This window comes from Pseudomonas sp. AS2.8 (genome assembly GCF_014190935.1).
In the GTDB taxonomy this organism is placed as follows: Bacteria; Pseudomonadota; Gammaproteobacteria; order Pseudomonadales; family Pseudomonadaceae; genus Chryseomonas.
The window spans coordinates 830,264-851,534 of the sequence record NZ_JACHVV010000002.1 but is presented as its reverse complement, the minus strand read 5'-3'; the positions used below and the strand labels follow the sequence as shown (position 1 = coordinate 851,534).

The 21,271-nt window shown below is 64.0% G+C and carries 19 protein-coding genes; 16 read left to right on the top strand and 3 right to left on the bottom strand.

Going from position 1 to position 21,271, the window contains the following annotated elements; all coding sequences use genetic code 11:
* The first annotated feature begins 99 nt into the window (after window positions 1-99).
* Window positions 100-1,734 carry a Na+/H+ antiporter gene (locus tag FHR73_RS10885; protein ID WP_183631075.1) on the top strand — a complete coding sequence of 545 codons (1,635 nt, stop codon included), beginning with the start codon at window positions 100-102 and terminating at the stop codon, window positions 1,732-1,734.
* Here FHR73_RS10885 and dapC read toward each other — a convergent pair.
* The 3 genes from dapC to map are packed head-to-tail and all read right to left on the bottom strand — an operon-like array spanning window position 1,731 to window position 6,459.
* Window positions 1,731-2,924 carry a succinyldiaminopimelate transaminase gene (gene dapC / locus FHR73_RS10880; protein ID WP_183631073.1) on the bottom strand — a complete coding sequence of 398 codons (1,194 nt, stop codon included), beginning with the start codon at window positions 2,922-2,924 and terminating at the stop codon, window positions 1,731-1,733. The two genes, FHR73_RS10885 and dapC, sit on opposite strands and share 4 nt — an antisense overlap.
* Window positions 2,925-2,963: 39 nt before the next feature.
* Window positions 2,964-5,666: a [protein-PII] uridylyltransferase gene (locus FHR73_RS10875; protein WP_183631071.1), complete on the bottom strand. Its 2,703-nt coding sequence runs from the start codon at window positions 5,664-5,666 to the stop codon at window positions 2,964-2,966.
* Between the two features lie 10 nt (window positions 5,667-5,676).
* Window positions 5,677-6,459 (bottom strand): type I methionyl aminopeptidase, encoded by a 783-nt coding sequence (gene map / locus FHR73_RS10870; RefSeq protein WP_183631069.1) that lies wholly within the window; start codon window positions 6,457-6,459, stop codon window positions 5,677-5,679.
* A 286-nt stretch (window positions 6,460-6,745) separates the two neighbouring features.
* Between map and rpsB the strand changes: the two genes are divergently transcribed.
* From rpsB to rnhB, 15 genes are all read left to right on the top strand, one after another.
* Window positions 6,746-7,483 (top strand): 30S ribosomal protein S2, encoded by a 738-nt coding sequence (rpsB, locus tag FHR73_RS10865; RefSeq protein WP_183631067.1) that lies wholly within the window; start codon window positions 6,746-6,748, stop codon window positions 7,481-7,483.
* A 131-nt stretch (window positions 7,484-7,614) separates the two neighbouring features.
* Window positions 7,615-8,484: a translation elongation factor Ts gene (tsf, locus tag FHR73_RS10860; protein ID WP_183631065.1), complete on the top strand. Its 870-nt coding sequence runs from the start codon at window positions 7,615-7,617 to the stop codon at window positions 8,482-8,484.
* A gap of 192 nt (window positions 8,485-8,676) precedes the next feature.
* On the top strand, window positions 8,677-9,420 hold the full coding sequence (gene pyrH / locus FHR73_RS10855; protein ID WP_017639054.1) for a UMP kinase: 744 nt from the start codon (window positions 8,677-8,679) through the stop codon (window positions 9,418-9,420).
* Window positions 9,417-9,974, top strand: a complete 558-nt coding sequence (gene frr / locus FHR73_RS10850; RefSeq protein ID WP_133859819.1) for a ribosome recycling factor — start codon at window positions 9,417-9,419, stop codon at window positions 9,972-9,974. The genes pyrH and frr overlap by 4 nt, the downstream gene beginning before the upstream one ends.
* Window positions 9,975-9,992: 18 nt before the next feature.
* On the top strand, window positions 9,993-10,742 hold the full coding sequence (uppS, locus tag FHR73_RS10845; protein WP_183631063.1) for a polyprenyl diphosphate synthase: 750 nt from the start codon (window positions 9,993-9,995) through the stop codon (window positions 10,740-10,742).
* Complete coding sequence (locus FHR73_RS10840) at window positions 10,742-11,557, top strand: phosphatidate cytidylyltransferase (protein ID WP_183631061.1); 816 nt, start codon at window positions 10,742-10,744, stop codon at window positions 11,555-11,557. The genes uppS and FHR73_RS10840 overlap by 1 nt, the downstream gene beginning before the upstream one ends.
* Window positions 11,554-12,735 (top strand): 1-deoxy-D-xylulose-5-phosphate reductoisomerase, encoded by a 1,182-nt coding sequence (ispC, locus tag FHR73_RS10835; RefSeq protein WP_183631059.1) that lies wholly within the window; start codon window positions 11,554-11,556, stop codon window positions 12,733-12,735. Before FHR73_RS10840 ends, ispC begins: the two co-directional genes overlap by 4 nt.
* Window positions 12,736-12,801: 66 nt before the next feature.
* Window positions 12,802-14,154 carry a sigma E protease regulator RseP gene (rseP, locus tag FHR73_RS10830; protein WP_183631057.1) on the top strand — a complete coding sequence of 451 codons (1,353 nt, stop codon included), beginning with the start codon at window positions 12,802-12,804 and terminating at the stop codon, window positions 14,152-14,154.
* A 73-nt stretch (window positions 14,155-14,227) separates the two neighbouring features.
* A complete protein-coding gene (gene bamA / locus FHR73_RS10825; protein ID WP_183631055.1) occupies window positions 14,228-16,615 on the top strand; it encodes an outer membrane protein assembly factor BamA in 2,388 nt (795 codons plus the stop codon).
* A gap of 38 nt (window positions 16,616-16,653) precedes the next feature.
* Entirely contained in the window at window positions 16,654-17,157 is a 504-nt protein-coding gene (locus tag FHR73_RS10820; RefSeq protein ID WP_133859814.1) for an OmpH family outer membrane protein, read from the top strand.
* Window positions 17,157-18,230, top strand: coding sequence for a UDP-3-O-(3-hydroxymyristoyl)glucosamine N-acyltransferase (gene lpxD, locus FHR73_RS10815; protein WP_409258674.1), 1,074 nt, complete (start codon window positions 17,157-17,159; stop codon window positions 18,228-18,230). Before FHR73_RS10820 ends, lpxD begins: the two co-directional genes overlap by 1 nt.
* Window positions 18,231-18,275: 45 nt before the next feature.
* Window positions 18,276-18,716, top strand: coding sequence for a 3-hydroxyacyl-ACP dehydratase FabZ (gene fabZ, locus FHR73_RS10810; RefSeq protein WP_007159483.1), 441 nt, complete (start codon window positions 18,276-18,278; stop codon window positions 18,714-18,716).
* Window positions 18,713-19,489, top strand: coding sequence for an acyl-ACP--UDP-N-acetylglucosamine O-acyltransferase (gene lpxA, locus FHR73_RS10805; RefSeq protein ID WP_183631053.1), 777 nt, complete (start codon window positions 18,713-18,715; stop codon window positions 19,487-19,489). The genes fabZ and lpxA overlap by 4 nt, the downstream gene beginning before the upstream one ends.
* A gap of 16 nt (window positions 19,490-19,505) precedes the next feature.
* On the top strand, window positions 19,506-20,633 hold the full coding sequence (gene lpxB / locus FHR73_RS10800; RefSeq protein ID WP_183631556.1) for a lipid-A-disaccharide synthase: 1,128 nt from the start codon (window positions 19,506-19,508) through the stop codon (window positions 20,631-20,633).
* Window positions 20,633-21,268: a ribonuclease HII gene (gene rnhB / locus FHR73_RS10795; protein WP_183631051.1), complete on the top strand. Its 636-nt coding sequence runs from the start codon at window positions 20,633-20,635 to the stop codon at window positions 21,266-21,268. Before lpxB ends, rnhB begins: the two co-directional genes overlap by 1 nt.
* Window positions 21,269-21,271: the final 3 nt, after the last annotated feature.

Sequence of the window (21,271 nt, the reverse complement as noted above, 5' to 3'; positions counted from 1 at the left end):
ACATCAGTCCCAACAACTCGAGGTCGACGTGTCCCCACTCCCGCGGGATGCATCTCCTGTATCTGGTACCGCGACCGGTGCCCTGACCACGAGACCACCGTGCAGATTCTCTATACCGCTCTGATCCTCCTGCTGATGGTGGGTGCCACCCGTCTCGGCGCCCATCTGATTCCCATCCCGCTGCCGCTGATCCAGGTGGTGGTCGGCGCCTTGCTCGCCTGGCCCACCCTGGGGCTGCATGTCGCCCTGGACCCGGAACTCTTCCTGCTGCTGTTCATCCCGGCGCTGCTGTTCTCCGATGGCTGGCGCATGCCCAAGCGGGAGTTCTGGCGCCTGCGCCGACCGATCTTCGTCCTGGCCTTCGGCCTGGTATTCCTCACGGTGCTGGGCGCCGGCTGGTTCCTGCACCTGATGCTGCACCTGCCCTGGGCGGTGGCCTTCGCCCTGGCGGCGGTGCTGTCGCCCACCGATGCCGTGGCGGTCTCCAGCATCGTCCGTGGCCGGCTGCCCAGCGCCCTGCTGCACGTGATCCAGGGCGAGGCCCTGCTCAACGATGCCTCGGGTCTGGTGACCTTCAAGTTCGCCGTGGCGGCCGCCTTGACCGGCGCCTTTTCGCTGAGCCAGGCCAGTCTGGAATTCGTCATCGTCGCGGTGGGCGGCGTGCTGGTCGGCGGGGTGCTGAGCTGGCTGGTCGGTCGGGCGCGCGCCTGGATGGTAGTGAAGCGCGGCTGGAGCGACGCCGCGCCCCATGTCGTGTTCATGTTGTTGCTGCCCTTCGCCGCCTACGTGCTGGCGGAGCGCCTGGGCGTTTCCGGCATCCTGTCTGCCGTGGCCGCCGGGATGATGCAGAGCCGGGTCGACATGCTGCCCCGCCAGACCGCTACCCGCCTGCTCAATCACAGCGTCTGGGGGCTGGTGGAATTCGCCTTCAACGGCCTGGTGTTCCTGATCCTGGGTCTGCAACTGCCCGACATCCTGGCGGCCGCGCTGCCAGCCTCCCAGGCGCTCTGGCCCGCCGCGGGCTGGCTGACGCTCTATGTGCTGGGTGCCTATCTGGTGATCATGGCCATTCGCTTCGGCGTCATCCTCGGCTATTGGCACCTGACCCAGCCTGGCAGCGGGCCCATCACCATCGCGGGCGACCCCCGCCTGATCGCCGCCATCGCCTCCCTCAGCGGGGTGCGCGGCGCCGTGACCCTGGCCGGTGTGTTGTCGCTGCCGCTGCTGCTCTCGGATGGCACGCCCTTTCCCCTGAGGGACATCCTGGTATTCATCGCCGCGGGCGTGATCCTGCTGTCACTGGTGGTGGCGAGCATCGGTATCCCGTTGCTGCTGGCGCGCTTGCCGGAGCAATCCAACGACCTGCTGGAGCGGGAGCGTTGCGAGGTGCGGATCAACGCCGCCCGGGCCGCCATCACGGCGCTGGAAGACGTGGAATCGAACGAAGCCGACGAGCCGGCGCGGGCGGCGCTGCAGGCCGAGATCAAGGCCGGCATCATCGCCGAATTCCGTGACGAACTGAGTTCCGCCGATGACAGCGAGGATGCCCGCTCCCTGGCGCGACTGAGGGACACCCTGGATGGCGAGTTGCGCCTGCTCGCCATCCGCGCCCAGCGCCGAGAACTCTATCGACTTCGAATCGCCGGCGTGATCGATGACCTGGTGGTCACTGAATTCCTGCGAGAGCTGGACATCCAGGAGACCGCGCTGATGCGCGATCAGGGCAACCGCTAGCCCTGGCAGAAGCGGCGGATGCGCTCCGCTGCTTCCACGCATTCGGCCAGAGGCGCGACCAGCGCCATGCGGATGCGTCCGGCGCCCGGATTGACGCCCGCGACTTCGCGCGACAGGTAGGAGCCCGGTACCACGGTCACGTGTTCGCGGGCGTACAGGTCGCGGGCGAAGGCTTCGTCATCGCCCGGCGTCCTGGCCCAGAGGTAGAAACCGCCATCCGGCAGCGTCACCTCCAGGCTGCCCTGCAGGATATCCAGCACGGCGGCGAACTTCTGCCGATAGAGCTCGCGGTTCTCACGGACATGGGCCTCGTCGCGCCAGGCCACGGCGCTGGCCTTTTGCACCTGCACCGGCATGGCGCAACCGTGGTAGGTGCGATAGAGCAGGAAGCGCTTGAGAATGGCGGCATCGCCGGCGACGAAACCCGATCTCATGCCCGGCAGGTTGGAGCGCTTGGACAGGCTGTGGAAGACCACGCAGCGGGCGAAGTCGCTGCGGCCCAGTTCGGCGCAGGCGGTGAGCAGGCCAGGCGGCGGGCTGGCTTCGTCGAAGTAGAGTTCGCTGTAGCATTCGTCGGCGGCGATCACGAAGTCGTGCCGGTCGGCCAGGGCGATGAGCTTTTTCAGCGTCGCCACCGGCAGCAGGGCACCGGTGGGATTGCCGGGCGAGCACAGGAACAGCAGCTGGCAGCGCTGCCAGACCTCGTCCGGCACGCTGTCGAAATCGGGATTGAAGCCCTTGTCCGCCAGGCACGGCAGGTAGTGGGGCTCGGCACCGGCGAGCAGGGCCGCGCCTTCGTAGATCTGATAGAAGGGGTTGGGACTCAGCACCAGGCCCGCCTGGCTGCGATCCACCACCGCCTGGGTAAAGGAGAACAGCGCCTCCCGGGTACCGGTCACCGGCAGCACGTGACGCGCCGGGTCCAGCCAGCCCGCGGGTACGCCGAAGCGCTGGCCGGCCCAGGCGGCGATGGCCTCGCGCAACTCGGCGATGCCGAGGGTGGTCGGGTAGACCGCCAGCTGATCCAGGTTGGCGGTCAGGGCCTCGGCGACGAAGGCCGGTGACGGGTGCTTGGGCTCGCCGATCGACAACGGGATCGGCTTGAGCGCCGCCGGCGGGGTCACGCCAGCGAGGAGGGCACGGAGCTTCTCGAACGGATAGGGCTGCAGCAGGTCGAGGGTGGGATTCATCGTCGGGTGGTCCTTCGTTCGAGGCGTTAGATCAGGGAGCTAGATGCTGATGCGACTGAGCGGCGGCGTCTGGCTGTCCGGCTCGCGCAGCTGTTTGATCAGGGCCTGCTGCAGGGCGCTGCACAGGCCGGGATCGGCCAGCGGACGACCCTCGGCGTCGGTAACGTAGAAGACGTCTTCCACGCGTTCGCCGAGGGTGGCGATCTTGGCGTTGAGCACGGACAGGTCGAAGTCGAGGAAGATCCGCCCCACCCGCGCCAGCAGGCCGGGTCGATCCGGTGCCGTCAGTTCGATCAGGCTCGCCGAACGTGTGGTGTCGGTGTAGATGTTCACCTGGGGCGAGAAGGCGAAATGCTTGAGCTGGCGGGTCACGCGGCGGTTGATGATGCTTGGGTATTCTTCGGGATGCTTGAGCGCCTCGATCAGGCCGGCACGGATCTGGGCGATGCGCGCGGGATTGTTGCCGATCGAGCCGCCATCGGTATCCAGCACGATGTAGGTGTCCAGGGTGAACTGGCTGCTGGAGGTGATGATGCGCGCGTCCTGAATGTTTAGGTTGAGCTGGTCCATCACCGCCACGGTCACCGCGAAGAAGTCGTGCTGGTCCGCGGCATAGATGAAGATCTGGGTGCCGCCTTCGGAATCGCGCTGGGTGGTCTCGCGGATCAGCACCAGCGGCTCGGCGGTATCGCCGTGGCCGAGGATGGCCTCGGTGTGCCAGGCGACGTCCAGTGCGGTATGCCGCAGGAAATAGGTGTCGCCCAGCTGCGACCAGAGCTGCTCGGCGTCATCGGCATCGATACCGCGACGCATCAGGGTGTCCAGCGCCGATTGCTGGGTGCTGCGGATCTGCTCTTCGCGATTGACCGGATTCTCCAGGCCGCGACGCAGGGCGCGCTTGGTCTCGGTGTAGAGCTGGCGCAGCAGGGTCGCGCGCCAGGAATTCCACAGCGACGGATTGGTCGCGGTGATGTCGGCCACGGTGAGGACGTACAGATAGTCCAGGTGGGTGTGATCACCGACCGTCAGGGCGAAATCGTGGATCACCTGGGGGTCGGAAAGATCCTTGCGCTGGGCGGTGGTGGACATCACCAGGTGATTGCGCACCAGCCAGCTGACCAGGCGGGTGTCCCACTCCGGCAATTGGTGACGGCGACCGAAGGCTTCGACGTCTTCCGCGCCCAGTTCCGAGTGATCGCCACCCCGGCCCTTGGCGATATCGTGGTAGAGACCGGCGATGTAGATCAGCTCCGGCTTGGGCAGCTTGTGGATCACCCGCGTCGCCAACGGATATTTCTCCGCCAGGACGTCGTAGCTCATCTTGCGCAGGTGCTTGATGAGATTGAGGGTGTGGGCGTCCACCGTATAGATGTGGAAGAGGTCATGCTGCATCTGGCCGACGATCTGGCCGAACTCGGGCAGGTAGAGCCCCAGCAGGCCGTAGCGATTCATCCGGCGCAGGTTGCGATGGATGCCGGATTCGCTCTTGAGCAGTTCGATGAACAGGCTGGTGTTGCGGATGTCCTGGCGAAAGGCGTCGTCGATGAGGTGACGGCTGTCGCGCAGCAGGCGGATAGTACCGGCACTGGGCCCCTTGATCGCCGGATTCTGTGCCAGCAGCACGAACAGCTCCATCAGCGCGAAGGGGGTGCGCAGGAATACCTGGGGGTGCACCACCTCCAGGTAACCGTTGCGGATCTGGAATCTGTTGTTGAGCGGAGTCACCGCGGCCGGCACCTGCTCGTCGCGCAGATTCACTTCCTCGAAGTGCTGCATGACCACATCGCTGAGCTGGGAGACGTCCATCACCACCCGGTAGTACTTCTGCATGAAGCGTTCTACCGCCAGCTTGGCGTCGTTGTCCTCGTAGCCGAGCAGGCTGGCGATGCGCCGCTGGTGGTCGAACAGCAGCCGATCCTCGGCGCGCCCGGCCAGCATGTGCAGGGCATAACGGACCTTCCACAGGTATTCCTGCGCCGAGATCAGCAGGCTGCATTCGCTTTCGGTCAGGAAGCCCTGGCCGACCAGCGCCTGCAGGTTGAGGGTGCCGAACTGCCGCCGGGCGATCCACAGCAGCGTCTGGATGTCGCGCAAGCCGCCGGGCGAGCCCTTCACGTTGGGTTCCAGGTTGTATTCGGTGTCGTTGTACTTGGCGTGCCGCGCACTCTGCTCGGCACGCTTGGCCAGATAGAAGGCGCGTCCCGGCCAGAGGTGCTCGACACTCGTGGCCGCCAGCATCGCCTGACGCAGGTGCTCGGGGCCGGCGAGGGTACGGCTTTCCATCAGGTTGGTGATCACCGTCAGGTCGGCCAGCGCCTCGGTGGTGCATTCGCGCAGGGATCTGACGCTCTGCCCCACGGCCAGGCCCACGTCCCACAGCAGGGTCAGGAAACCCTCGATGGATTCGCGGAAGCGTTCCTGTTCCTCTTCGGCCAGCAGGATCAGCAAGTCGATGTCCGAATGCGGATGCAGTTCGCCGCGACCATAGCCGCCCACCGCGAGCAGGGCGATGCCGTCATCCGGCCAGCTGAAGCGATTCCAGGCGGCGATCAGCATCTGGTCGATGAACCAGGCGCGGTCCTCGACCAGCCGGCGCACGCTGCGGCCCGCCATGAAGCGGGCATCGAGGGTGGCGTTCGCGGCCCGGATGAATTTCTTGAAGGCCGCGAGGGGGCTGGCTTTCAGAGAAAGCTCAGCCTGGAACTGGCCGGCGTCGAACAACTCCGAATCGACCTGGGGCATGGGCGCTCACTCACGCAGAAACGCGGGGAAAGGTTTCGTCCTTTCGCAGGGTCAGGATCTCGTAACCCGCTTCGGTGACCAGCACCGTGTGTTCCCACTGCGCGGACAGCTTGCGGTCCTTGGTGATGGCGGTCCAGCCATCGCCCAGCAGGCGGGTCTCGTAGCGGCCCTGGTTGATCATCGGCTCGATGGTGAAGATCATCCCGGCCTGTAGCTCGAGGCCCGTGCCGGCCCGGCCGTAGTGCACCACCTGCGGCTCCTCGTGGAAGCCCTTGCCGATCCCGTGGCCGCAGTATTCGCGAACCACCGAGAAGCCGTTCTTCTCGGCGTGCTTCTGGATGACCTCGCCGATATCGCCCAGGCGCGCGCCTGGGCGCACTAGGTCGATGCCCTTGTAGAGGCATTCCTGGGTGACCTGGCAGAGCCGGTCGGCCCACTCGGGCACGTCGCCCACCAGGTACATCTTGCTGGTGTCGCCGTGGTAGCCGTCTTTGATGACGGTGATGTCCACGTTCATGATGTCGCCGCTCTTGAGCGGCTTGTCATTGGGAATGCCGTGGCAGACCACGTGGTTCAGCGAGGTGCAGATGGATTTCGGATAGCCCTTGTAGTTCAGCGGGGCGGGGATGGCCTGCTGCACGTTGACGATGTAGTCATGGGCCAGCCGATCCAGTTCTTCGGTGGTGATGCCGGGACGCACGTGTTCGTCCAGCATTTCGAGCACTTCGGCGGCCAGTTGGCCGGCGATGCGCATCTTGGCGATGTCTTCAGGGGTCTTGAGGATGACGGTCATCGGAAATCTCTAGGTATCACGCCGGGCGTTAGCTTTCGATCCGCTATTCTATCAGAGCCGGCGCCTGCACTGTGGCTGCCGCCGGTACCCCGGACCTCCGGTATGCGGCAATCGCCACTGGTGGTATCTGGCGAGGCGTGATATAAAGTCGCGCGCTTTTTCGGGGCTATGCCCTTCAGCGCTCCTAACCCCACACACGCATCGACACGATGACCTGGGTGCTTCCCGATGGGAAGTTGGTCATTGGGATGCGTGGAGGCCCAACCCGACTACGAGGAACATCTAAATGTCTCAAGTCTCCATGCGTGACATGCTGAAAGCCGGCGTGCATTTCGGCCACCAAACCCGTTACTGGAACCCGAAGATGGGCAAGTACATCTTCGGCGCGCGTAACAAGATCCACATCATCAACCTCGAAAAGACCCTGCCGATGTTCAACGAGGCCCTGACCTTCGTTGAGCGCCTGGCGTCCGGCAAGAACAAGATCCTGTTCGTCGGCACCAAGCGCGCTGCCGGCAAGATCGTTCGCGAAGAAGCCGCGCGTTGCGGTCAGCCCTTCGTTGACCATCGCTGGTTGGGCGGCATGCTGACCAACTACAAGACCATCCGTGCCTCGATCAAGCGTCTGCGCGATCTGGAAGTTCAGTCCCAGGACGGTACTTTCGACAAGCTGACCAAGAAAGAAGCCCTGATGCGCACCCGTGACCTCGAGAAGCTCGAGCGCAGCCTGGGTGGTATCAAGGACATGGGCGGTCTGCCGGATGCCCTGTTCGTGATCGACGTTGACCACGAGCGCATCGCCATCACCGAAGCCAACAAGCTGGGCATCCCGGTCATCGGCGTCGTCGATACCAACAGCAGCCCGGAAGGTGTTGACTACATCATCCCCGGCAACGATGACGCCTTCCGCGCCGTTACTCTGTACCTGAGCAGCGTTGCCGATGCCGTGATCCGTGGTGGCAGCAACGGCGGTGCCAACGAGCAATTCGTCGAAGAACCCGCTGCCGAAGCCGTCGAGGGCTGAGCATTTCGACCCTAGGGTCGAGCGGTTCGACGTGCGAGAAGGGGGCCTAGCCCCCTTTTTGCCTACTGGCGTTTCATTGGCTCCGCCTGCGTGCGGAGTGACCTCGAAACCGATTCAAGAGGATTTCAAACATGGCAGAAATCACTGCAGCCCTGGTCAAAGAACTGCGCGAGCGCACCGGCCAAGGCATGATGGATTGCAAGAAGGCCCTGACCGCTGCCGGTGGCGACATCGAGAAAGCCATCGACGACATGCGTGCCGCTGGTGCCATCAAGGCTGCCAAGAAGGCCGGTAACGTGGCTGCCGAAGGCTCCATCGCGGTCAAGGTCGCTGACGACAACAAGGCTGCCGTCATCATCGAAGTCAACTCTCAGACCGATTTCCTGGCTCTGCAGGACGACTTCAAGGGCTTCGTCGCCGCCAGCCTGGACAAGGCCTTCGCCGAGAAGATGAGCGATGCCGCTCCGCTGATCGCCGCTCAGGAAAGCGCCCGTGAGGCTCTGGTCGCCAAGTGCGGCGAGAACGTCAACATCCGCCGCCTGACCCGTGTCGAAGGCGATGTCGTTGGCGCCTATCTCCACGGTCACCGCATCGGTGTGGTCGTTACCCTGCAGGGTGGCACCGCCGAACTGGCCAAGGAAATCGCCATGCACGTCGCGGCGAGCAACCCCCAGTTCCTGAATCCCTCCCAGGTTTCCGAAGAAGCCGTCGCCAAGGAAAAGGAAATTTTCCTGGCGCTGAATGCCGACAAGATCGCCGGCAAGCCGGAAAACATCGTGGAGAACATGGTCAAGGGTCGTATCAACAAGTTCCTGGCCGAAGCCAGCCTGGTTGAGCAGCCCTTCATCAAGGATCCGGAAGTCAAGGTCGGTGAACTGGCCAAGAAAGCCGGCGCCGAAATCGTTTCCTTCGTGCGTTACGAAGTGGGCGAAGGCATCGAGAAGGCTGAAGTCGACTTCGCTGCCGAAGTCGCTGCCCAGCTGGCTGCCAGCAAGCAGTAAGACCGGCATCCGCCGTTGACCAGGAGGCCGCCCGCTTCGAGCGCGCGGCCTCTTTGTCAAATTGGAAGGCAGGTCTGATTTCTGGTCTTCCAAGGAGTTTTTTGCCGATTGGAGTGAACGCAACTGCGGTTGCGCTTTCCTATCGCTGGATCAAAATCCCCCGCACATGTTCATCGCCACAGGAGAGAGTGAATGGCACAGCAGATGAGTGGTCGCCAACCCCGTTACAAGCGTATTCTGCTGAAGCTCAGTGGCGAAGCCCTGATGGGAAGTGAAGACTTCGGGATCGATCCGAAGGTGCTGGATCGGATGTCGCTGGAGATCGGCCAACTGGTGGGCATCGGTGTCCAGGTCGGTCTGGTGATCGGCGGTGGCAACCTGTTCCGCGGTGCGGCGCTGTCCGCCGTGGGTATGGACCGGGTGACCGGCGACCACATGGGCATGCTGGCTACCGTGATGAACGCCCTGGCCATGCGCGACGCGCTCGAGCGTTCCAATATTCCCGCCACGGTGATGTCCGCCATCTCCATGGTCGGCGTGACCGACCAGTACGATCGCCGCAAGGCCCTGCGTCAGTTGAAGGACGGCGAAGTCGTCATCTTCTCTGCCGGCACCGGCAATCCGTTCTTCACCACCGATTCCGCCGCCTGCCTGCGGGCCATTGAGGTCGAAGCCGATCTGGTGCTCAAGGCCACCAAGGTGGATGGTGTATACACGGCAGATCCCTTCAAGGATCCCAACGCCGAAAAATTCGAGCGTCTGACCTACGACGAGGTGCTCGACCGCAAGCTGGGTGTCATGGATCTCACGGCCATCTGTCTCTGCCGTGATCACAACATGCCCCTGCGGGTTTTCAACATGAACAAGCCCGGCGCCCTGCTCAACATCGTGGTGGGCGGAGGTGAGGGCACCCTGATCGAGGAGGGAGCAGCATGATCAACGAGATCAAGAAGGATGCGCAGACGCGCATGACCAAGACCCTGGAAGCCCTGGGCCACGCCTTTGCCAAGATCCGTACCGGACGCGCTCATCCGAGCATCCTGGATAGCGTCATGGTGTCCTACTACGGCAGCGACACTCCGCTGCGTCAGGTGGCCAACGTCACCGTCGAGGATTCGCGGACCCTGGCCCTGAGCGTGTTCGACAAGAGCATGATCCAGGCAGTCGAGAAGGCCATCATGACCTCCGACCTGGGCCTCAATCCGGCCACTGCCGGCACCACCATTCGCGTGCCGATGCCGGCGCTGACCGAAGAGACCCGCAAGGGCTTCACCAAGCAGGCGCGTTCCGAGGCCGAGCAGGCGCGCGTTTCCGTGCGCAACATCCGCCGCGATGCCCTGGCTCAGCTCAAGGATCTGCTCAAGGAAAAGGAAATCAGTGAAGACGAGGATCGTCGCGCTCAGGATGAAGTCCAGAAGCTGACTGATAAATTCGTCGCCGAGGTGGACAAGGCTCTGGAGGCCAAGGAAGCCGACTTGATGGCTGTTTGACAACGGTTGGGACGTAACATGGGCATGAGCAAGCCAGGCAAGGTGGTGCCGCGTCACGTGGCGATCATCATGGATGGGAACAATCGCTGGGCGCGCCGTCGGCTGCTGCCGGGCGTCGCCGGTCACAAGGCCGGAGTGGACGCCGTGCGCGCCGTCATCGAGGTGTGCGGCGATGCGGGCGTCGAGGTGCTGACGCTGTTCGCCTTCTCCAGCGAGAACTGGCGGCGTCCGGCCGACGAGGTCGGCGCCCTGATGGAGCTCTTCCTGTCCGCCCTGCGGCGGGAGGCCAAGAAGCTGCATCAGAACGGCATCCGGCTGCGTATCATCGGCGATCGCTCGCTGTTCCATCCGGAACTGCAGGCGGCCATGGCGGAAGTCGAGGCACTCACTGCCCATCACACCCGGTTCGTGCTGCAGATCGCCGCGAACTACGGGGGGCAGTGGGACATCACCCAGGCCGCCCAGCAGCTGGCGCTGCAGGTCCAGCAGGGCACGCTGCAGCCGGGTGAGATCACCCCCGAGCTGTTGCAGGGCCGTCTGGCGACGGCCGACCTGCCATTGCCCGATCTGTGCATCCGCACCGGCGGCGAGCGGCGGGTGAGCAACTTCCTGCTCTGGCAGATCGCCTATGCCGAGCTGTATTTCTCCGACCTGTTCTGGCCGGACTTCAAGCACGAGGCCATGCATGCCGCGCTGGCCGACTTCGCCACCCGCCAGCGGCGGTTCGGTCGGACCTGCGAACAGGTGGAAGCGGAGCTACGCGCCTAATGCTGAAGCAGCGAGTTATCACGGCGATGGTGCTCCTGCCCATCGCCCTGGCCGGATTTTTCTGGCTGGAAGGGGCGACCTTCGCCCTGTTCATCGGTGCGGTCGTGGTCCTGGGCGCCTGGGAGTGGGCGCGCCTGGCGGGTCTGGAAACCCAGCCGTTGCGCTGCGCCTATGCCGCCGTGGTCGCGCTGGCGCTGTTGCTCTGCTGGTGGTTGCCCGGTGGTGCCCATGGCCTGCTGTTCATCAGTCTGGCCTGGTGGCTCTATGCGACCGTGCTGGTGCTCACCTATCCCGACAGCGCCCGGGCCTGGCAGGCTTCCTGGCGACGTCTGCTGATCGGTCTGGTGGTGCTGGTTCCGGCGTGGCAGGGGCTGATGCTGCTCAAGGCGGCACCGGGTGGCAATCTGCTGATTCTCGAAGTGATGATGCTGGTGTGGCTGGCCGACATCTTCGCCTATTTCTCCGGACGGGCCTTCGGCAAGCGCAAGCTGGCGCCGGCCGTGAGTCCGGGCAAGAGCTGGGAAGGCCTTTATGGCGGCCTGGCCGCCGCGCTGGTGGCGACCCTGGTGCTCGGCCTGGTCCGTGGCTGGGGCCTGGGTGACCTCTTGCAAGCGCTCATCGGCGCCGCCTGCGTGGTGCTGATCTCCGTGGTCGGCGATCTCACCGAGAGCATGTTCAAGCGCCAGGCCGGACTCAAGGACAGCAGTCAGTTGCTGCCGGGACACGGCGGCGTGCTGGATCGCATCGACAGCCTCACGGCCGCCGTTCCGCTGTTCGCCCTGCTGCTCTGGTGGGCTGGCTGGGGTGTTCAGTGAGTCTCCAGCAGCTGTGCGTGCTGGGTGCGACCGGCTCCATCGGCGCCAGCACCCTGGATGTCGTGGCCCGGCACCCTGACCGCTATCGCATCTTCGCCCTCAGCGGACATCGTCGGCTGAAGGAGCTGGCTGACCTTTGCCGGCGTTTCCAGCCGGTCTATGCGGCCGTGCCGGACCAGGCCTCCGCCGAGCAGCTGGCCAGTCTGCTGCACGACGTCGAGCTGCGCCCCGAGATCCTGGTGGGGGAGGGTGGCCTGGAGGCCATCGCTGCTCACCCGGAGGTCGATACCGTCATGGCGGCGATTGTCGGCGCGGCGGGTCTGAAGCCGACGCTGGCCGCGGTCAAGGCCGGCAAGCGCGTGCTGCTGGCCAACAAGGAAGCCCTGGTCATGAGCGGCGCGCTCTTCATCGAGGCGGTGCAGGCCAGTGGCGCGACCCTGCTGCCCATCGACAGCGAGCACAATGCCATCTTCCAGTGCCTGGCCGATCCGGCGACGCCCGGACTGGCACGCAAGGGCGTAAGGCGTATCCTGCTTACCGCCTCGGGTGGGCCGTTCCGCGAGACGCCGGCCGAGCAGCTGGCTGGGGTGACACCGGACCAGGCCTGTGCCCATCCCAAGTGGTCCATGGGTCGCAAGATTTCGGTGGATTCCGCGACCCTGATGAACAAGGGACTGGAGCTGATCGAGGCCTGCTGGCTGTTCGAGGCGACGCCAGAGCAGGTCGAGGTGGTCATCCATCCCCAGAGCGTGATCCATTCGCTGGTGGACTACGTGGATGGTTCGGTGCTGGCCCAGCTGGGCAATCCCGATATGCGCACCCCGATCGCCCATGCCCTGGCCTGGCCCGAGCGGATCGATTCCGGTGTTTCGGCGCTGGATCTGTTCGAGATCGGCCGACTCGACTTCGAGCGGCCCGACGAAGATCGCTTTCCCTGCCTGCGCCTGGCGCGAGAGGCGGCTCAGGCGGGTGGTTGCATGCCGGCGACGCTCAATGCCGCCAACGAGGTCGCCGTCGAAGCCTTTCTCGAAGGCCGGCTGGGCTTCACCGAAATTCCCCTGCTGATCGAGTCGGTACTCCAGGGTGTCGAGCCCGGTGCGGCCACTGATCTCGCTGCGGTCTTCGCGGCCGATAGCACCGCTCGGCAGCTGGCTCGTGAGTGGCTGTCGAGACGCTGATCCCGCGCCTCGACACCTGGCCTGCGAGTCCGCAGAATCTGCACACTGAGGTAGCGGAGGCAGCCAATGTCCATCCTTTATACGATTATGGGAACCCTGATCGCCCTGGGCGTCCTGGTGACCATCCACGAGTATGGCCATTTCTGGACGGCGCGCCGTTGCGGCGTCAAGGTCCTGCGCTTTTCCGTAGGCTTCGGCAAGCCGCTGCTGCGCTGGCACGACCGCCGCGGCACCGAATTCGTGGTGGCCGCGATCCCGTTGGGCGGCTATGTGAAGATGCTGGACGAGCGCGAAGCGCCGGTGGCGCCCGAAGAGCAGCATGCGGCCTTCAATCGCAAGACGGTCCGCCAGCGTATCGCCATCGTCGCCGCCGGCCCGATCGCCAACTTCCTGCTCGCCATCCTGTTCTTCTGGCTGCTGGCCATGCTTGGCTCTCAGCAGCCGCGCCCGGTCGTGGGGGCGATCACGCCCGATACCCCGGCTGCCAGCGCAGGCATTCCGGTCGGTGCGGAGTTGACCGCGGTCGATGATGCAGCGGTGGATAGCTGGTCGGCGGTCAATCTGCGTCTGGTCGATCGCCTGGGTGAAAGCGGTCCGCTGCGCCTGAGCTACCGGGTACCGGACACCACCGCCGAGCAGAGCACCGTCATCCAGCTCGATGCCTGGCTGCGCGGTGCGGAAGATCCGGATCCGATCCAGGCTCTGGGCCTGAAGCCCTGGCGGCCGCAGATTCCTGCGATCTTCGCCGAGCTGGATCCGGCCGGTCCGGCGAAAGCCGCCGGCCTGCAAGCGGGAGACCGCCTGATCGCCTTGAACGATACCCCTATCGGCGACTGGCAACAGGCCGTGGACTGGGTGCGGGCGCACCCCGGTCAGCAGGTCAGGCTGGCCTATGAGCGCGCGGGCCAGCAGCGGGACCTGACCCTGCGCCTGGGCGCGCGGCGCGTCGACTCCACCGAGACCGGTTACCTTGGCGCGGGTGTGGCGCCGGTCAAGTGGCCAGCGGAAATGGTTCGCGAAATCAGCTATGGACCCGTGGCTGCCGTGGGCGAAGGTATCAGCCGAACCTGGCAGATGAGCGTGCTGACGCTGGTTTCCCTGAAGAAGATGCTCTTGGGAGAGCTGTCGGTAAAAAACTTGAGCGGGCCGATAACCATTGCTAAAGTGGCGGGCGCTTCAGCTCAGTCAGGCCTGGGGGATTTCCTCAATTTTCTGGCGTACCTGAGCATAAGCCTGGGGGTTCTGAATCTGTTGCCTATCCCTGTGCTCGACGGTGGTCATCTGGTCTTCTACTTCGTCGAGTGGATTCGCGGGCGGCCCTTGTCCGAGCGTGTACAGACATGGGGCATGCAGATCGGTATTAGCCTCGTCGTGGGTGTGATGCTGCTGGCCTTGGTCAATGACCTTGGTCGCCTCTGACACTCTGCTGATTGCCGAATCTGCCGCCCCGTGCGGCAGATTCTTTATTTGCCAGTTGGAATAAAAGGGACTCATGAAACGCCTGCTGCTACCTGCGGTAATAGCCGCGCTGATGATCGGCGAGGTACACGCCGAGTCCTTCACCATCTCCGATATCCGCGTCAACGGACTGCAACGAGTATCGTCCGGCAGCGTCTTCGGTGCCCTGCCGCTCAACGTCGGCGAGTCGGTCGACGACAACAAGCTGGCCGAAGCCTCGCGCTCGCTCTTCCGTACCGGATTCTTCCAGGACATCCAGCTGGGTCGTGACGGTAACGTCCTGGTCGTGAACCTGGTCGAGCGTCCCTCCATTTCCAGCATCACCCTGGAAGGCAACAAGGCGATCTCCAGCGACGACCTGATGAAGGGTCTCAAGCAGGCCGGTCTCGCCGAAGGCGAGATCTTCCAGCGTGCGACGCTGGAAGGCGTGCGCAACGAGTTGCTGCGCCAGTACGTCGCCCAGGGCCGTTATTCCGCCAGCATCGATGCCGAAGTGGTCCCTCAGCCCCGTAACCGGGTGCAGCTGAAGATCACCATCAACGAGGGCGAGGTCGCGACCATCTCCCACGTCAACGTGGTGGGCAACACGGTCTTCGCCGAGGACGACCTGACCTCGTTGTTCGAGCTCAAGCCGAGCAACTGGTTGTCGTTCTTCCGTAACGATGACAAGTACTCCCGGGAAAAGTTGTCAGGTGACCTCGAGCGCCTGCGCTCCTATTACCTGGATCGTGGCTACATCAACATGGACATCACCTCGACCCAGGTGTCCATCACGCCCGACAAGAAGCACGTCTACATCACGGTCAACGTCAACGAAGGGCAGAAGTACACCGTTCGTGAGGTCAAGCTGTCCGGCGACCTCAAGGTGCCGGAGGAAGAGCTGCGCAAACTGATGCTGGTCCAGCCGGGCCAGGTCTTTTCGCGCAAGGTCATGACCAGCACCTCGGATCTGATCACCCGCCGGCTGGGCAACGAAGGCTATACCTTCGCCAACGTCAACGGCCTGCCCGAGCCCCATGACGACGACCACAGCGTGTCCCTGACCTATGTGGTCGATCCGGGCAAGCGTGCCTACGTCAATCGCATCAACTTCCGCGGCAACACCAAGACCGAGGACGAGGTGCTGCGTCGCGAGATGCGCCAGATGGAAGGCGGTTGGGCTTCCACCTATCTCATCGACCAGTCCAAGACCCGCCTCGAGCGCCTGGGCTACTTCAAGGAAGTCAAGGTCGAGACGCCCCAGGTACCTGGTACCGACGACATGGTCGACGTCAACTACAACGTCGAAGAGCAGCCGTCGGGCTCCATCACCGCCAGCATCGGCTTCGCCCAGAGCGCCGGTCTGATCCTCGGTGGTTCCATCAGCCAGAACAACTTCCTGGGCACCGGCAACCAGGTCAGCATCGGTCTGACCCGTTCCCAGTACCAGAGTCGCTACAACTTCAGCTTCACCGATCCCTACTTCACGCCGGATGGCGTGAGCCTGGGCTACAACATCTTCTATCGCAGCACCGACTACAGCAAACTGTACGACAGCGATGTCTCCTACTACTCGATCAACAGCCTGGGTACCGGTGTCACTCTGGGCTATCCGATCAGCGAGACCTCGCGCTTGACCTATGGTCTGAGCGTGCAGAACGACGAGATCAATCCCGGTACCTACAGCGCCGACGAGATTTACGATTTCGTAGACCGCGAAGGTAAGGATTTCACCAACTTCAAGGCCAGCATCGGCTGGTCGAGCTCGACGCTGAACCGTGGTGTGCTGCCGACCCGTGGTGCCTCTCAGAGCATGACCGGCCAGATCACCATCCCGGGCAGTGACCTGAGCTTCTACAAGCTCGACTATCGCGGCCAGCTGTTTACCCCGCTGACCGACAATACTGCACTGCGCTTCCATACCGAGCTGGGCTATGGCGACAGCTATGGCAGCACCGACGGCCTGCCGTTCTATGAGAACTACTACGCCGGTGGTTTCAACTCGGTACGGGGCTTCGAGGACAGCAGCTTGGGTCCGCGTACTACCCCGCCTAGGGATCCGCCAACATTTAGTGGAAAGGGTCAGGGCTACCGCGATCGTGACAAGTCCGAAGCTTTCGGTGGCAACGTGCTCATCACCGGCGGTGTGGAGTATCTCTTCCCGCTACCCTTCGTGAAGGATCAGAAATCCCTGCGCACCGTGTTGTTCTGGGACGTGGGTAACGTGTTCTCGACGGGCAATTGCTACAAGACGCCCGATGGTCAGGATGGAACCAAGAATTGCGGAGACATCAGCTTCTCCAACATGGCCAGTTCCGTCGGCGTCGGTGTGACCTGGGTTACCGCCCTGGGCCCGCTGAGCTTCAGCCTGGGCGTCCCGGTCAAGAAGCCGAGCAATTCCGATCCACAGGTCTTCCAGTTCTCGCTGGGTCAGACGTTCTGACCCAGGCAACACCTTTGCGCTCTACGCAGGAGTCAACTGTGCACAAGTACACCCGTTACGCTCTGTTCGCTGCCGTTCTCGTTGCCGCTCCGGTTTTCGCCGATACCAAGATCGCTGTCCTGAACTACCAGATGGCCCTGCTGGAATCCGATGCCGCCAAGAAGTACGCGGTGGATTCCGAGAAGAAGTTCGGTCCCCAGCTGAACAAGCTCAAGGGTCTGGAAAGCTCCGCCAAGGATATCCAGGACAAGCTCAACAAGGGCGGTGACAAGATGGCCCAGGCCGATCGCACCCGCCTGGAGAACGACTTCCGCCAGAAGGCCCGTGACTTCCAGTTCCAGTCCAAGGAACTCAACGACGCCAAGGCCGCATCGGATCGCGACATGCTCAAGCTGCTCAAGCCGCGCCTGGACAAGGCCGTGGAAGAGGTGCTGAAGAAGGGTGATTACGATCTGGTGCTCGAGCGTGGCGCCGTGGTTGACGTGAAGCCGCAATACGACATCACGCGCCAGGTCATCGAGCGCATGAACGCGGGTCGTTGATGAGTCATAGCACCTTTACGCTGGGCGAACTGGCGCAGTGGCTGGACAGCCGCCAGTTGACCGTGGAGTTACGCGGTTCGCCCGAGCGCCTGGTCACCGGTCTGGCTACCTTGCCCGAGGCCGGTCCTGACCAGTTGAGTTTTCTCGCCAATCCGCAGTACCGCCGCTACCTGGCCGATACCCAGGCCGGGGCCGTGCTGCTGACGGAAAAGGACGCCGACGGGTTTGCCGGCGATGCCCTGATCCTGGCGAATCCCTATCTGGCCTACGCGCGGCTTTCCCACCTGTTCGATCGCAAGCCGCGCAGTGCGGCGGGCATCCATCCCACGGCGCTGGTCGCGGCGGATGCCCAGGTCGATCCGACTGCGGCCATCGGTCCCTATGTGGTGATCGAAGCACAGGCATGCATTGGCGCAGGCGTCAGCCTCGGCGCTCACTGCGTGGTGGGTGCGCGCAGCGTCATCGGCGCCGACAGCTGGCTGGCACCGCGGGTCACGCTCTATCACGACGTGACCATCGGCGCGCGCGCCGTCGTGCAATCCGGTGCCGTGATCGGCGCCGAAGGCTTCGGCTTCGCCAATGAGCGCGGCCAGTGGCAGAAGATTGCCCAGCTGGGTGGCGTGCTGATCGGCGACGACGTCGAGATCGGTGCCAACACTACCATCGACCGCGGCGCGCTGGCGAACACGGTCATCAGCAATGGCGTCAAGCTCGACAACCAGATCATGATCGCGCACAACGTCCAGGTCGGTGAGCACACCGCCATGGCCGCCTGCGTCGGCATCTCTGGCAGTACCAAGATCGGCAAACACTGCACCATCGCCGGTGGCGTGGGCATGGTCGGTCATATCGAGGTGTGCGACCACGTGTTCGTCACCGGTATGACCATGGTGACTCGCTCGATTACCGAGCCCGGCGCCTATTCCTCCGGTACGGCCATGCAGCCGGCCGGTGAATGGAAGAAGAGTGCCGCGCGGATTCGTCACCTCGACGACATGGCCCGCCGTCTGCAACATCTGGAAAAAATCGTTGCTACCGTGACCTCGCGGGATGACGCTGCTTCTGATGCTTGATTCTGCATCGGATGTTCCCCCTTTCTTAACAGGCCTTCCCCGACCATGATGGACATCAACGAGATCCGTGAATATCTCCCGCATCGCTATCCCTTTCTGTTGGTGGATCGCGTGCTGGAGCTGGATATCGAAGCCAAGCGCATTCGTGCCTACAAGAACGTCAGCATCAACGAACCGTTCTTCACCGGCCATTTTCCCCAGCACCCCATCATGCCGGGCGTGCTGATCGTCGAGGCCATGGCGCAGGCCGCCGGCGTGCTCGGCTTCAAGATGATGAATTCCTCGCCGGCCGATGGCACCCTGTACTACTTCGTCGGATCGGATAAGCTGCGTTTTCGCCAGCCGGTGACGCCGGGTGATCAGCTGATGCTCGACGCTCGCTTCATCAGCACCAAGCGCGGTATCTGGAAATTCGAATGCCACGCCAGTGTGGACGACAAGCCGGTCTGCTCGGCTGAAATCATCTGTGCGGAACGCAAGCTATGACGTTGATCGACCCCAGGGCTATCGTCGACCCCCAGGCACGGCTCGCTGCCGATGTCCAGGTCGGCCCCTGGTCGATCATCGGGCCCGATGTCGAGATTGGCGAGGGGACCGTCGTCGGCCCTCACGTCATCCTCAAGGGGCCGACCGTGATCGGGCGTCACAATCGTATCTTCCAGTTCTCGTCGATCGGCGAGGACACCCCTGACCTCAAGTATCAGGGCGAACCGACCCGGCTGCGGATCGGCGATCACAACACCATTCGCGAAGGGGTCACCATCCATCGCGGTACCGTGCAGGATCGGGAAGAGACGACCATTGGCGATCACAATCTGCTGATGGCCTATGTGCACATCGGGCATGACAGCGTGATCGGCAATCACTGCATCCTGGTCAACAACACGGCCCTTGCCGGGCACGTGCACGTCGATGACTGGGCGATCCTGTCCGGCTATACCCTGGTGCATCAGTTCTGCCGCATCGGCGCCCACAGCTTTTCCGGCATGGGCACGGCCATCGGCAAGGATGTTCCGGCCTATGTCACGGTGTTCGGCAATCCGGCCGAAGCCCGCAGCATGAACTTCGAAGGCATGCGCCGTCGGGGTTTCTCGGCCGAAGCCATCAAGGAGTTGCGCCGCGCCTACAAGGTGGTCTACCGCCAGGGCCTGACCGTCGATGATGCCCTGCGCGAGCTGGAGCCGGTGGCTCAGCAGTTTCCCGAAGTGGCGGTCTTCCGCGATTCCATCCTGAGTGCGACGCGTGGCATCACCCGCTGAGTTCGCCCAGCGCCCGCTGCGCGTGGCGCTGGTGGCAGGGGAGGCGTCGGGTGATCTGCTGGGCGCCGGCCTGATGCAGGCGCTGCGTGAGCAACACCCGAATATCTCCTTCATGGGGGTGGGCGGTCCGCGGATGGAAGCCGAGGGCCTGGTGTCCGAGTTTCCCATGGAGCGCCTGGCGGTCATGGGGCTGGTCGAGGTGCTCGGCCGCCTGCGTGAACTCCTGGGTCGGCGCAAGACGCTGATCGCCGGGTTGCTCGGCGCCCGTCCCGATGTCTTCATCGGTATCGATGCCCCGGACTTCGTTCTCGAGATCGAAGCCCAGCTGCATCGCGCGGGCATTCCCGCGGTGCATTACGTCAGCCCCTCGGTCTGGGCCTGGCGGCAGAAGCGCGTATTGAAGATCCGCGACGGCTGCGACCTGATGCTGACCCTGTTCCCCTTCGAGGCGCGCTTCTACGAAGAGCAGCAGGTGCCGGTGCGCTTCGTCGGCCATCCGCTGGCCGACACCATTGCGCTGGACAACGACCGCCTGGCGGCTAGGCAGGCCCTGGGTTTGCCGGAAGAGGGGCAGGTCGTCGCCCTGCTGCCCGGCAGCCGCGGTGGCGAAGTGGGGCGCCTGGGGGCGCTGTTCCTCGACGCGGCCGCCCAGTTGCTGGCTGTGCGTCCCGATATGCGCTTCGTGTTGCCCTGTGCCAATGCCGCGCGGCGGGCGCAGGTGGAGCAGCTGCTGGAAGGGCGGCCGCCCTTGCCGCTGCTGCTGACCGATGGCCGTTCCCATGAGGTGCTGGCCGCCTGTGATGGCGTGCTGATCGCCTCGGGCACCGCGACCCTGGAGACGCTGCTGTTCAAGCGACCCATGGTGGTCGCCTATCGGGTGGCGCCCCTGACCTATCTGATCCTCAAGCAGCTGGTGAAGAGTCCCTACATTTCGCTGCCGAACCTGCTGGCCGGGCGCAAGCTGGTGCCCGAGCTGATCCAGCACGAGGCGACGCCGGAACGGCTGGTGGCCGAACTCCTGCCGTTGCTGGAACAGCCGGAGCAGCAGACCGACAGCTTCGCGGCCATCCATCACAGCCTGAGGCGCGATGCCTCGGTGCAGGCGGCCGCTGCCGTGCTGGATCTCCTGCGGTCGCGCAGCTGATGCAACTGGGCCTAGATTTCAACCTGGTCGAGGCGCTGGTCGCCGGGGTCGACGAAGTCGGCCGCGGTCCGCTGTGCGGCGCCGTGGTCACGGCCGCGGTGATCCTCGATCCGGGCAAGCCCATCCTCGGCCTGAACGATTCGAAGAAGCTGTCGCTGACGCGCCGCGAAGCCCTGTTCGACGAGATCCAGGAAAAGGCCCTGGCCTGGTGCGTGGCCCGTGCCGAGGTCGCCGAGATCGACCAGCTCAACATCCTGCACGCCACCATGCTGGCCATGCAGCGTGCGGTGGAAGGCCTGAGGGTGCAGCCGCGGCTGGCCCTGATCGATGGCAATCGCTGTCCCAGGCTGGCGGTGCCCAGTTCACCGGTGGTGAAGGGCGACAGCCAGGTCCCGGCGATCGCCGCGGCCTCCATCCTGGCCAAGGTGACCCGCGATCGCGAGATGCAGGCGCTGGATGCCCTCTATCCGGGCTATGGCCTGGCCGGGCACAAGGGCTATCCCACCGCCGAACACCTGGACGCGCTCAGGCGCCTGGGGCCCACGCCCATCCATCGGCGTTCCTTCGCGCCGGTGCGTGACGCCTGGCACGCCCTCGAGACCCAGGCCTCCACCCAGATCATCGCGACCTACTGACGG